Source organism: Lottiidibacillus patelloidae, from assembly GCF_002262935.1.
Lineage (GTDB): Bacteria > Bacillota > Bacilli > Bacillales > SA5d-4 > Lottiidibacillus > Lottiidibacillus patelloidae.
Map to the genome: position 1 here is coordinate 553,595 of NZ_NPIA01000001.1, position 13,078 is coordinate 566,672.

The following is a 13,078-nucleotide window of genomic DNA, read 5'->3' on the forward strand; positions in this document are numbered from 1 at the left end:
AATAGTTCGGATGTGAAGATATGAAGCTATCAAAAAAAGAACGTCAGCATATGTTGCAATCAACGATAAAAGAAAACCCTTTTATTACAGATGAAGACTTAGCGAAAAAATATACTGTAAGTGTTCAAACAATTCGTTTAGATCGAATGGAATTATCTATTCCAGAACTTCGTGAGCGGATAAAGCATGTTGCAGAAAAACAATTTGATGAAGTAAAAGCACTGCCGATTGAAGAGGTAATTGGTGAGATTGTTGACTTGCAATTGGATGAAAGCGCAATTTCTTTATTAGAAATTAGAGCGGAGCATGTTTTCTCACGAAATAATATTGCGAGAGGACATCATTTATTCGCCCAAGCGAACTCTCTAGCTGTAGCCGTCACTAATGATGAACTAGCATTAACTGCAAAAGCTAGCATCCGCTTTGCAACCCAAGTGAAACTTGGAGATCGTGTTGTTGCAAAAGCAAAGGTTACCACTATAGATGAAGGCAAAGGTCGTTCAATTGTTGAAGTGAATAGCTTTGTCGGTCAAGAGTTTGTTTTCTCAGGGGAATTTACGATGTATCGCTCAGGAGAGAAGTCAAAGGAGTGAAAAACAACATGAGAATAGCTATTGATGCAATGGGTGGTGACAACGCACCAAAAGAAATCGTTTTAGGTGCAGTTGCTGCAATAGAAAAATACGATGATTTAGAAATTACTTTAGTAGGTAATGAAACGGAAATAAAAAAATACGCGACAAACCTAAATCGAATTACAATTTTACATACTGATGAAATGATATTAAGTACAGATGAACCAGTGCGAGCAGTTCGTCGAAAGAAAAACTCCTCGATGGTTCTGGCAGCTGTCGAAGTAAAAGAAGGACGCGCAGATGCTTGTATTTCAGCTGGAAATACTGGTGCGCTAATGACAGCAGGATTATTAAACGTCGGTCGTATTAAAGGGATTGAACGACCTGCCCTTTCTCCTACTTTGCCTACAAGGAATGGAGATGGCTTTGTCCTTCTCGATGTTGGAGCAAACGTTGATGCGAAACCGGAGCATTTATTACAAAATGCAATTATGGGTTCCATCTATGCAGAAAAAGCACGTGGCATAGCTAATCCTCGTGTAGGCTTACTGAACATTGGTACGGAAGAGATGAAAGGAAACGAACTAAGTAAACAATCGTTTGAGCTACTAAAAAATGCTCCTATTAATTTTGTTGGCAACGTTGAATCTCGCGACCTTTTAGAAGGAGTAGCTGATGTAGTTGTATGTGATGGTTTTTCTGGAAATTTAGTACTGAAATCATTAGAAGGTACAGCAATGTCTCTTTTTAGCTTGTTAAAAGAGGAGCTAACAAGTAATTTTACTAGTAAAATAGCGGCGCTTGTTCTGAAAAATAAGTTTAAGAAAATTAAAGATAAACTAGATTACTCTGAATATGGTGGAGCAGGATTGTTTGGTCTAAAAGCACCAGTAATTAAAGCGCATGGCTCGTCCAAAAGTCGTGCAGTAGTAAATGCCATTCGCCAAGCACGGAATATGGTCCAAGAAAATGTTGCTGGTACAATTTCTGAAACAATTGAAAAAGATAAAGTTCAATAGTTAGGAGTGGAGTCATATGGGGAAAATAGCATTTCTATTTCCTGGGCAAGGTTCACAGGAAGTTGGCATGGGGAAGCAGTTGGCTAATGATCAAAAAGCTGCGCTTGAAATATTTGAAAAAGCTAATCAACGCTTAGGGTTTTCGTTAACAAATCTAATCTTTAATGGTCCACAAGAAGAGTTAACATTAACGGAAAATACGCAACCAGCATTACTAACGACGAGTATAGCTATTTTAGAAACGTTGAAAGAACATGGAATTACGGCTGACTACACAGCAGGCCACAGTTTAGGAGAGTATTCGGCATTAGTCGCTGCTGGTAGTATTTCTTTTGAAGATGCTGTGTTTGCTGTGCGTCAGCGTGGACTATTTATGGAAGAAGCAGTACCAGCTGGCCTTGGAGCGATGGCAGCCGTTCTTGGGATGGAAAGAGATGCTTTAAAAGAAATAACAGATAGTGTTACTTCTGATGGAGAAACTGTCCAATTAGCTAACTTAAATTGCCCTGGGCAAATTGTTATTTCCGGAACTGCAAGGGGTGTAGAAATAGCTTCAAAACTTGCTAGTGAAAATGGTGCTAAACGAGTTATAGCCCTGCAAGTAAGTGGACCTTTCCATTCAGAGCTAATGAAGCCTGCGTCAGAAAAGCTAAGTAACGTTTTATCTGACATTACAATTAAGGATGCCACCGTTCCGGTCGTTGCAAATGTAACTGCACAAAAGATGACTTCCGCAAATGAAATAAGAGAGCGTCTTATTGAACAGCTGTATTCTCCAGTTTTATGGGAAGATACAATTAAATACTTACTAGATCATGACGTTGACACATTTATTGAAATTGGTCCAGGCAAAGTTTTGTCAGGACTAGTGAAAAAAGTCCATCGTCGTGCGAAAACTTATAGTATTAGTGACGGTGAAACATTAGAAGCCGTTGTTGCAAAAATAAAGGGGGAAGCTTAATATGTTAAGTGGAAAAGTTGCTCTAGTTACGGGTGCTTCTCGTGGTATTGGTCGCGCAGTTGCATTAGAGCTTGCAAAGAATGGTGCAAATGTTGTTGTCAATTATGCCGGTAGTGAAGCGAAGGCAAATGAAGTGGTAGACGAAATTAAAGCAATGGGTCGTGAAGCAATCGCAATTCAGGCAAATGTTGCAAGCGGCGATGAAGTTGCTGCAATGGTTAAAGAAACGGTTAGTCAATTAGGTTCGTTAGATATATTAGTAAATAATGCTGGAATTACGCGTGATAACCTAATTATGCGAATGAAAGAAGACGATTGGGATGCTGTCATTAATACAAACTTAAAAGGTGTATTTAACAGCACTAAAGCAGTATCACGCCAAATGATGAAACAACGAAATGGACGCATTATTAACATTGCTTCAGTTGTTGGAATTTGTGGTAATCCAGGCCAAGCGAATTATGTTGCTGCTAAAGCGGGTGTTATCGGATTAACAAAAACAACTGCAAAGGAATTTGCAGCAAGAAATATTACTGTAAATGCGATTGCTCCTGGCTTTATCGTTACAGATATGACTGATGAATTAACAGAAGAAGTAAAGCAAGAGATGTTAAAACAAATCCCCCTTACTCGCTTTGGAAAAGCAGAAGATATTGCTAATGCAGTAACGTTTTTAGCTTCAGATGCGAGTGGCTATATAACTGGCCAAACAATTCAAGTAGATGGTGGTATGGTAATGTAATATCTTATGATATTATATTAATAAATACGACTTTGAGAGGAGGTGAACGTAATGGCAGAAGTTTTGGATCGCGTAAAAAAGATTATCGTTGACCGTCTTGATGTAGATGCTGAGGAAGTAACTTTGGAGGCTTCTTTCAAAGATGACTTAGGTGCAGATTCTTTAGACGTAGTAGAACTTGTTATGGAGCTTGAGGATGAATTTGACATGGAAATTTCTGATGAAGATGCAGAAAAAATTTCTACTGTCGGAGACGCTGTAAACTACATAAACAGTCTTCAATAATAGAATTGTTTACTTTAGTCCCGTAATGAATGATGTTACGGGACTTTGCAATCTTTCATTTTAAATCGGAGGTACTTATGTATAAGTCGTCAAAAGGGAAAAAACAAAAAAAATGGAATGAATTGACTAAAGCGCAACAAGATATATTTGCTCAATTTCAAAAGAGTGTGGGGATCTTTTTTGAAAGTGAACAATTATTACAGCAAGCATTTACACATTCATCATATGTAAATGAGCATCGAGGGCTCCCGTATGAGGATAATGAACGGCTTGAATTTTTAGGGGACGCAGTCTTAGAACTGACAGTGTCAAAATATCTTTTCTTAAAACATCCGACATTAAGTGAAGGGCAATTAACAAAGATGAGAGCAGCAATAGTTTGTGAACCATCATTAGTTCAATTTGCAAATGAATTAGATTTCGGTAATTTAGTATTATTAGGTAAAGGGGAAGAACTTTCCGGAGGTAGAGAGCGTCCAGCCTTACTAGCGGATGTTTTTGAAGCATTTGTTGGTGCTCTATATTTAGATAAAGGTTTAGATGTAGTATTCTCATTTTTGAAAGAAGTCGTATTCCCTAAAATTGATGAAGGTGCTTTTTCCCATGTGATGGATTATAAAAGTCAACTTCAGGAAGTAGTCCAGCGAGATGGACACGGTAAGCTTGACTATGAAATTATTGAAGAGCGTGGACCTGCTCATAATCGCGAATTTATCTCTGTAGTTCTCTTAAATGATAAACGAGCTGGAAAAGGCTTTGGTCGTACAAAAAAAGAAGCTGAACAAAATGCTGCTAAAATGGCATTAGGAGCATTTGAACAAAAAAAATAACCCTCAAGGGTTATTTTTTTCGCATTTTACTTAACTCTGTTAAAATTGCTTCCTTTTCAGAAATACTTACAGTAGACTTCATCATAATCATCTTATGTATATCTTGCAGATCTTCTAAGCAACTTTCATTGAAATCTTCTGGATCAAATAATCCTCTATTAACAACTTGCAGCTTTTCACTAATTGCATTTACTAATACTTCAATACTTTCTTTTGTAGAACCCAAAAATGAGCACCCCTCTTTATTCATTAATATTAGACATTGTACCATAATAAAGGCTTTCAAGTCTTCTATGTAGTAGATGATGTATGGTAAAATGAATTAATTGAGTATTTTAGTAAAGGGGATTAGGGGATGTTCCTCAAAAAGTTAGATATCGTAGGATTCAAATCTTTTGCAAGTAGAGTAGCTATCGACTTTGTTCCAGGTGTTACTGCTGTCGTAGGGCCAAATGGTAGTGGTAAAAGTAACATAACGGATAGTATAAAATGGGTACTTGGTGAGCAGTCAGCAAAATCATTGCGTGGTTCTAAAATGGAAGATATCATTTTTGCCGGGAGTGATACTCGTAAACCATTAAACTTTGCTGAAGTAACGTTAACATTAGATAATGAAGATCAGCACATTAGCATGGATTACAATGAAGTTAGCGTAACGAGACGAGTGTATCGCTCTGGAGACAGTGAGTTTTACATTAATAAGCAATCATGTCGTCTAAAAGATATCGTTGACTTATTTATGGATTCTGGCCTAGGTAGAGAAGCCTATTCTATTATCGGACAAGGTAAAATTGAAGAAATATTAAGCAGTAAGGCAGAAGAAAGAAGAACGATTTTCGAAGAAGCTGCCGGGGTCTTGAAGTATAAACATCGAAAACGTAAAGCTGAACAAAAATTAGCAGAAACGAAAGATAATTTATACCGAGTTGATGATATTATTCATGAGCTTGAAGGACAAATTGAACCTCTTAAACAACAAGCTGATGTCGCTAAGGAATATTTAGAGAAACGTGACAAGTTAGAAAAAGTGGAAGTTGCATTAACGGCTTATGAAATTGACTCGTTACATAAACAGTGGGAAGAGCAAACAAAGTTAGTCGAAGAATTAAAAGATAACGAACTCGAAATCTCAACTAAAATGAAGGCTGAAGAAGCCCGTTTTGAAGGTGAGAGAGAACAGTTACAAAAACTAGATAACAACGTTGATGAGTTGCAGCAAAAGCTTTTAAAAGTAAGTGAAGAGCTAGAAAAACTAGAAGGTCAACGTGAAGTGCTTAAAGAAAGAAAAAAGAATTATGAACAAAATAGAAATAGTTTACAAGAGCGAATAAAGGAATATAAAGAAAAATCTCATACAATCGATCAGCAGAAATCCAACGAAGATTTATTGTTGAAGCAATTTGACAAAGATGTTTCTAAAGTGAAAGAACAACTTCGTACAGCTCAGCAGGAATTTGAATATATTGATCAAAATATTGGAGAGCAAATCGAGCAACTTAAAGGTGAATATATTGATCTTTTAAATAAAGAAGCTTCTATGCGCAATGAAGTACGTTATTTATCTGATCAATTAAAATTAATTGAAGGTAAATCATTACGCTTAGAACAAGATAATGCTAAATTTATTACTTCTCGTAATGACGTAAACGAAAATAAAAATGACCTTAATCGTAAATTAGAAAAGGCAACGATAAAGTTAAAAAAGTTGTTAAGTGACTATGAAGAAACAGATAGCAAAAGGAAAGAAAAGCAAAACATTTTGCAAAGTAGGGAAGCTAAGCTAAACGAAGGCTACCAATTAATGCAAAAGTTAAAATCAAGAAAAGATGTTCTTTCAGAAATGCAAGATGATTATGCTGGTTTTTTCCAAGGTGTAAAAGAAGTTTTAAAACAAAAAGATCAAAAGCTTCGTGGTATTGAAGGGGCGATTGCTGAATTAATACAAGTTCCAAAAGAATTTGAAACAGCGATAGAAATAACATTAGGGTCTTCGATGCAGCAAGTTGTTGTAGAAAATGAACAAGCAGCAAGAGAAGCTATTCAATTCTTAAAACAACAGCGTCATGGAAGAGCGACTTTTTTACCAATGACAACAATAAGACCGCGAACAGTGTCAGTTCAAGACTTACAGCTCGTTAAACAGCATCCATCATTCGTTGGACAAGCTTCCACATTAGTTACGTTTGATCGTCGCTATGAAAGTGTTATAAGTAACCTACTAGGGCACGTCATTATAACGAAAGATTTACAAGGTGCAAATGAATTGGCACGCAAGATCAATCATCGTTATCGAATCGTTACGTTAGAAGGTGACGTAGTAAACCCAGGTGGTTCAATGACCGGTGGTAGTACGAAGGGGCAAAAAAGTTCAATTTTTAGTCGCCAACGTGAACTTGAAACAATTACAGAAAACCTTGTTAAGATGGAAAGTAAGCTAACGGCTGAGAGCGATATTGTTAGAAAACAAAAAGAAGAGCTTGAAGCTTTGCAAGTAGAATTAGCGTCATTGCGCCAACAAGGGGAAGAATCACGATATGAGGAACAATCTTTACAAGGACAGTTGCGTGAATTAGCAATTGAAGAAAAGAATGTAAATGAGAGATTGTCCTTATATGACAATGAACAATCTCGTATGCTTGAAGAAAAAACTTCAGCTGAAAAGCGAATAAATGAATTAAATAATTATTTATCTGCTTCAAAGACAAAAGTGAAAGACCTTAGCGATACGATTGAAAGTTTAACAAAAACAAAAAATGAGCAACAATCTACGAAAGATTCGTTGCAAACAAATATTACTGAACTAAAAGTTCTCTACGCAGAAAAGCAACAAAAACTTTTCAATCAACAAAATACTGTTAGACGCTTACAAGAAGAATATGACTATTCTATTCAATTGTTAAAAGCTTCAGAAGAAGAGTTTTTCCAGCTAGAAGAAGAAATGAACAGTAATTCTTCAACGGAGACGTCACTGGATCAGTCGGTAACTAATAAGCGTCAGGAAAAAGAAGATACTATTACAGCCATTAGTGAGAGACGTTCGGAACGTTTGAAATTGCATAACTTAATTGCTGATATCGAACGAGAAACAAAAGAGTTAAAGAAACTTCAGAGAACTAAAGTCAATGCACTTCACAGTGAAGAGGTTAAATTAAATCGCCTTGATGTGTCATTAGATAACTTACTCACTCATTTACGTGAAGAATATAAACTATCGTTTGAAGCGGCGAGAATGCATTATCCATTAACGATTCCTGCAGATGAAGCAAAAGCTGAAGTGAAACAGTTAAAGCGTGAAATTGAGCGCTTAGGGACTGTTAACCTTGGAGCAATTGAAGAGTTTGAGCGAGTGGAAGAAAGGTATTCTTTCTTAACTAACCAAAAGGAAGACTTATTAAAAGCACAGGATACATTAAGGGAAGTAATTGGTGAAATGGATACGGAAATGGAAAAGCGTTTCGGTGCCACTTTCGCACAAATTAAAGAGGAATTCAGAGTTGTCTTCGTTGAATTATTTGGTGGAGGTAGAGCTGACTTAGTGTTAACTGAGCCTGACAATTTACTTACTACCGGAATTGATATTGTGGCACAACCGCCAGGTAAGAAACTTCAACAATTAGGTCTATTATCTGGAGGGGAACGTGCATTAACAGCAATTGCGCTACTGTTTGCGATATTAAAAGTAAGGCCTGTCCCTTTCGTTATTTTAGACGAAGTAGAAGCGGCACTTGATGAGGCAAATGTTGTGCGATATGCAAACTATTTAAAAATTTATAGCGGTGAAACGCAATTCATCGTTATTACACACCGAAAAGGTACAATGGAAAAGGCTGATGTTCTTTATGGTGTAACGATGCAAGAGTCAGGTGTATCCAACCTTGTCTCTGTTCGATTAGAAGATACGAAAGAGCTAATTCCGCAAAATTAGAACGGACAAACTAGGAGGAAAAGAATGAGCTTTTTTAAGAAACTAAAAGAGAAAGTTACAAAACAAACCGAATCAGTAACAGAAAAATTTAAAGATGGTCTAACGAAAACGAGAGATTCATTTTCTGGTAAAGTGAATGATTTAGTGAGTAGATTCAGAAAGGTCGATGAGGAGTTTTTCGAAGAATTAGAAGAAATTTTAATCTCTGCCGATGTCGGCGTAATGACCGTTATGGATTTAATTGACGACTTAAAAGACGAAGTGAGAAAACGTAATATTCAAGATACGAAAGATGTACGGCCAGTTATTTCGGAGAAACTAGCAGAGTTATTACAAGAAAAAGAAGAAGATAGTAACTTAAATCTTCAAAGTAATGCAATGACTGTCATGTTAGTTGTTGGGGTAAATGGCGTTGGGAAAACGACAACGATAGGGAAATTAGCTAATAAATTGAAAAATGATGGAAAATCTGTCCTTTTAGCAGCTGGTGATACATTCCGTGCTGGGGCAATCGATCAATTAGAAGTATGGGGCGAGCGTGTTGGCTGTGAAGTTGTAAAACAACAAGAAGGTTCAGATCCAGCGGCAGTTATTTTTGATGCTATCCAATCTGCAAAGTCCAAAAATGTGGATGTCCTAATTTGTGACACTGCAGGTCGTTTGCAAAACAAAGTAAACTTAATGAAAGAGCTTGAAAAAGTAAAGCGTGTCATCGAGCGTGAAATTCCAGGTGCTCCTCATGAAGTGTTACTTGTCTTAGACGCTACTACTGGACAAAACGCTCTTAGCCAAGCGAAGACATTTAGTGAAGCAACGAATGTTACAGGTATCGCGTTGACGAAGCTAGATGGAACAGCAAAAGGAGGAATTGTTCTAGCAATTCGTCATGAACTAGATATTCCAGTGAAGCTTATCGGCTTAGGAGAAGGAATTGACGATTTACAAGATTTTGACGCAGAACAATTTGTTTATGGGTTGTTCTCTGACCTAGTTGATAGAGAGACAGAAGAATAATAGGAAAAAGGTAAGTTACTTTCACGTGACTTGCCTTTATCTTTATCTTTATCTATAACCGTCCTATAAGCTTGGAAATAAGAAATAAAATAGCTTATGAAATGATAAAAAGGCCGGAAGTAATGGGGGAAATGATGAAGTTAATTGGAGATAAAGTGATTGTCAGAGAAATAAATGAAGAAGATATACCACTGTTATGGAATTTTATTTATGGGACACCTAACCCTGAATGGAAACTGTGGGATGCACCTTATTTTCCACTTGGTTATTTAAAGTTGGAAAAATATAAAGAAAATCTACAGAACATGTTGAAAGCGAATGAAGTTCCAAAGGTGGCTATTATTGAAAGAAACGGAGAAATTGTAGGTACTGTTTCATTTTATTGGGAACATGAACCTTCCAGGTGGCTTGAAGTAGGCGTAACTATTTTTCAGTCTAACAACTGGAGCGGTGGAATTGGAACAAATGCACTTAAGCTATGGATCGATTATTTATTTGCAAATTTAGAAATTGCAAGAGTCGGCCTAACGACATGGTCAGGAAATGAACGAATGATAAAGTGCGCTGAAAAGCTCGGAATGATGATGGAAGGAAGAATGAGAAAATGCCGATATTACAACGGTGAGTATTATGATTCCATCCGTATGGGAGTGCTTCGCGAAGAGTGGAATGCATGGAAAAAAGAACGTGAAAGTTACTGTTAAGAAAAAAACTTGACATTAAAAGTGAATGAGTGTATCATACCTATTTGTAAAGGCGTTTTACTTAACAAGGAGTTGAAGCCAATTGTTAGAAAAAACGACGCGCTTGAATTACCTCTTTGACTTTTATCAATCGCTATTGACAGAAAAACAAAGAAATTATATGGCGTTGTATTACTTGGATGATTACTCCCTAGGTGAAATTGCTGAAGAATTTCAAGTGAGCAGACAAGCGGTATATGATAACATCAAGCGGACAGAAGCAATGCTTGAGGATTACGAAGAAAAACTTCTGCTTTTTAGTAAATTTCAAGAGCGCACAACGGTGTTAACCGAATTACGAGCACAACTGAGTGATCAAACGCAAAACGATGTGCAAGTTATATTGGAAAAGCTCGAGAATATTGATTAGGAGGACGGCATTTAATGGCATTTGAAGGCTTAGCTGACCGACTGCAAAATACACTACAAAAAATCCGTGGAAAAGGCAAGGTTACGGAAGCTGATGTAAAGGAAATGATGCGCGAAGTGCGCCTCGCTTTATTAGAAGCTGATGTAAACTTTAAAGTTGTAAAAGACTTTATTAACCGTGTGAAAGAACGTGCGGTTGGCCAAGATGTAATGAAAAGCTTAACTCCAGGTCAACAAGTCATTAAGGTAGTAAATGAAGAGTTAACAGCCTTAATGGGAGGAGAACAAAGCAAAATCGCAGTTGCCAAGAAACCACCTACAGTTGTCATGATGGTTGGTTTACAAGGTGCTGGTAAAACGACAACAACAGGAAAATTAGCAAATCATTTACGTAAAAATCACAATAGAAAGCCATTCTTAGTAGCGGCAGACATCTATCGCCCAGCTGCAATTAAGCAGTTAGAAACATTAGGTAAACAACTAAGCTTACCAGTGTTCTCACTTGGTGATAAAGTAAACCCTGTTGAAATAGTAAAACAAGGTATTGCTAAAGCAAAAGAAGAGCATTGTGATTACGTCATTATCGATACAGCTGGTCGCCTTCATATTGATGAAGGGTTAATGGATGAGCTAAAAGATATGAAAGATGCCGCTAATCCTGATGAAGTATTACTAGTTGTCGATGCAATGACAGGTCAAGATGCTGTCAACGTGGCTGATAGCTTTAATAAACAACTTGATATCACTGGTGTTGTTTTAACAAAGCTAGATGGAGATACACGTGGTGGGGCTGCATTATCAGTAAAGGCGGTTACGAATACACCGATTAAATTTGCTGGTATGGGAGAAAAACTTGATCAGTTAGAAGCTTTCCATCCGGAAAGAATGGCATCTCGTATCTTAGGTATGGGTGATGTGCTAACATTAATTGAAAAAGCACAAGCCAATGTCGATGAAGAGAAAGCGAAAGAACTCCAGCAAAAGATGAAAACAATGAGTTTCACGCTAGATGATTTCCTTGATCAACTAAGACAAATCCGAAGTATGGGACCGCTCGAAGATTTGCTAGGGATGATTCCTGGAGCAAACAAAATGAAAGGATTGAAGGATGCTAAAGTTGATGAAAAGCAACTTGTCAAAATCGAAGCTGTTATACAGTCGATGACGATGAAAGAAAGAGAGCAACCTGCAATCATAAATGCAAGTCGTAGAAAAAGAATTGCGAATGGAAGCGGAACGACAGTACAAGACGTAAACCGTTTACTAAAGCAGTTCGAAGACATGAAGAAAATGATGAAACAAATGATGGGTACCGGCAAAAAGAAAAAAGGCGGTATGAAATTCCCATTCATGTAAAAGTTTATCAGTCCACTTAGTGGATTTTATGATAATATAATAAAGTTGTTTTTAAAAAATTCGGAGGTGCAAATATAATGGCAGTAAAAATTCGTTTAAAGCGTATGGGTTCAAAAAAATCACCATTTTATCGTTTAGTAGTAGCAGACTCACGTTCACCACGTGATGGTCGTTTCATCGAGGAAATTGGATACTATAATCCAGTAGCAACTCCTGTTGAAGTTAAAATTGACGAAGATGCAGCATTAAAATGGTTACAAGATGGTGCAAAACCTTCTGATACAGTACGTAACTTATTCTCTAAAGCTGGTATCTTAGAAAAGTTCCACAACTTAAAGTACCAAAAATAATTAATTTCTAAGTATTCGGAGGGATTTAAATGAAAGATTTAATCGAAACGATTGCCAGAGCTCTCGTTGACTACCCCGAAGAAGTGAAAGTCTTAGAAGAAACGAAGGGCGAAAAGCTCACATATCAATTAACTGTACACCCAGAAGATACGGGTAAAGTTATTGGTAAACAAGGCCGTGTTGCGAAATCACTTCGAACAGTCGTGAATGCAGCAGCAGCTGGTCAAAACAAATATGTTACGATTGTGATTAAATAATTGTTACATTTAAAAAAGGGTGGGGAATTTCCTCGCTCTTTTTTGTTCGTTTATAATAAGGTATATCATTGTCAATTTAAGAAAAAATGATAGTATGGAATTTCTTATGGAAGGAAAAGGGTATACATATGAGTAAATGGTTTAACGTTGGTAAAATTGTTAATACACAAGGAATTAAAGGGGAAGTTCGAGTAATTGCTTCAACTGACTTTCCAGAAGAACGATTTGCAAAAGGTAATGTCTTGTACATTGACCATGCTGAACTTCAAGAAAAGCTTGAGGTGAAAGTAGCTACGCACCGCAAACATAAGAACTTTGATTTAATTTCTTTTGTTGGTTACAGTTCGATTAATGATGTAGAAAGATTTAAAGGTGGAATCCTTCAAGTAAATGAAGATCAATTAATCGATTTAAGTGAACATGAAAATGAGTTTTATTACCATGAAATTATCGGTTGTTTAGTAAAGACAGTTGATGGTGAGCAATTAGGTGAAGTGAAAGAAATATTATCACCAGGAGCGAACGATGTTTGGGTTGTTAAACGTAAAGGGAAAAATGACTTATTACTTCCTTATATAGAAGACGTAGTGAAAGAAATTAATATCGAGGAAAAAGAAATTATCGTCGAACTACTTGAAGGATTAGAGTAATG

15 protein-coding genes are annotated in these 13,078 nt (G+C 36.8%); 14 read left to right on the plus strand and 1 reads right to left on the minus strand.

Annotated features, from left to right (window positions below; genetic code table 11):
* Positions 1-20 precede the first annotated feature (20 nt).
* From fapR to rnc, 6 genes are all read left to right on the plus strand, one after another.
* Entirely contained in the window at positions 21-593 is a 573-nt protein-coding gene (fapR, locus tag CIB95_RS03075; RefSeq protein WP_094921648.1) for a transcription factor FapR, read from the plus strand.
* A gap of 8 nt (positions 594-601) precedes the next feature.
* Entirely contained in the window at positions 602-1,594 is a 993-nt protein-coding gene (gene plsX, locus CIB95_RS03080; protein ID WP_094921651.1) for a phosphate acyltransferase PlsX, read from the plus strand.
* Between the two features lie 16 nt (positions 1,595-1,610).
* Positions 1,611-2,555, plus strand: a complete 945-nt coding sequence (gene fabD, locus CIB95_RS03085; protein ID WP_094921654.1) for an ACP S-malonyltransferase — start codon at positions 1,611-1,613, stop codon at positions 2,553-2,555.
* Between the two features lies 1 nt (position 2,556).
* Positions 2,557-3,297 carry a 3-oxoacyl-[acyl-carrier-protein] reductase gene (fabG, locus tag CIB95_RS03090; RefSeq protein WP_094921656.1) on the plus strand — a complete coding sequence of 247 codons (741 nt, stop codon included), beginning with the start codon at positions 2,557-2,559 and terminating at the stop codon, positions 3,295-3,297.
* Positions 3,298-3,348: 51 nt separating this feature from the next.
* The gene (locus CIB95_RS03095) at positions 3,349-3,582 is read left to right on the plus strand and encodes an acyl carrier protein (protein WP_094921659.1); all 234 of its coding nucleotides are present in this window, start codon (positions 3,349-3,351) and stop codon (positions 3,580-3,582) included.
* Positions 3,583-3,659: 77 nt separating this feature from the next.
* Positions 3,660-4,412: a ribonuclease III gene (gene rnc / locus CIB95_RS03100; RefSeq protein WP_094921662.1), complete on the plus strand. Its 753-nt coding sequence runs from the start codon at positions 3,660-3,662 to the stop codon at positions 4,410-4,412.
* A gap of 10 nt (positions 4,413-4,422) precedes the next feature.
* Here the strand turns inward: rnc and CIB95_RS03105 are convergent, their stop codons facing one another.
* Positions 4,423-4,638 (minus strand): DUF1128 family protein, encoded by a 216-nt coding sequence (locus CIB95_RS03105; protein WP_158217550.1) that lies wholly within the window; start codon positions 4,636-4,638, stop codon positions 4,423-4,425.
* A gap of 129 nt (positions 4,639-4,767) precedes the next feature.
* On the opposite strand from CIB95_RS03105, the gene smc reads away from it, so the two are divergent.
* From smc to rimM, 8 genes are all read left to right on the plus strand, one after another.
* The gene (gene smc, locus CIB95_RS03110; protein WP_094921668.1) at positions 4,768-8,337 is read left to right on the plus strand and encodes a chromosome segregation protein SMC; all 3,570 of its coding nucleotides are present in this window, start codon (positions 4,768-4,770) and stop codon (positions 8,335-8,337) included.
* A 24-nt stretch (positions 8,338-8,361) separates the two neighbouring features.
* Entirely contained in the window at positions 8,362-9,351 is a 990-nt protein-coding gene (gene ftsY / locus CIB95_RS03115; protein WP_094921669.1) for a signal recognition particle-docking protein FtsY, read from the plus strand.
* Between the two features lie 131 nt (positions 9,352-9,482).
* Positions 9,483-10,055, plus strand: coding sequence for a GNAT family N-acetyltransferase (locus tag CIB95_RS03120; RefSeq protein ID WP_408607172.1), 573 nt, complete (start codon positions 9,483-9,485; stop codon positions 10,053-10,055).
* An 82-nt stretch (positions 10,056-10,137) separates the two neighbouring features.
* Positions 10,138-10,464, plus strand: a complete 327-nt coding sequence (locus tag CIB95_RS03125) for a putative DNA-binding protein (protein WP_094921671.1) — start codon at positions 10,138-10,140, stop codon at positions 10,462-10,464.
* 14 nt (positions 10,465-10,478) lie between these two features.
* Entirely contained in the window at positions 10,479-11,819 is a 1,341-nt protein-coding gene (gene ffh / locus CIB95_RS03130; RefSeq protein ID WP_094921672.1) for a signal recognition particle protein, read from the plus strand.
* A gap of 77 nt (positions 11,820-11,896) precedes the next feature.
* Positions 11,897-12,169, plus strand: coding sequence for a 30S ribosomal protein S16 (gene rpsP, locus CIB95_RS03135; protein ID WP_094921673.1), 273 nt, complete (start codon positions 11,897-11,899; stop codon positions 12,167-12,169).
* Between the two features lie 29 nt (positions 12,170-12,198).
* Positions 12,199-12,426: a KH domain-containing protein gene (locus tag CIB95_RS03140; protein WP_094921674.1), complete on the plus strand. Its 228-nt coding sequence runs from the start codon at positions 12,199-12,201 to the stop codon at positions 12,424-12,426.
* Between the two features lie 128 nt (positions 12,427-12,554).
* A complete protein-coding gene (rimM, locus tag CIB95_RS03145; protein WP_094921676.1) occupies positions 12,555-13,076 on the plus strand; it encodes a ribosome maturation factor RimM in 522 nt (173 codons plus the stop codon).
* The last annotated feature ends 2 nt before the right edge of the window (positions 13,077-13,078 follow it).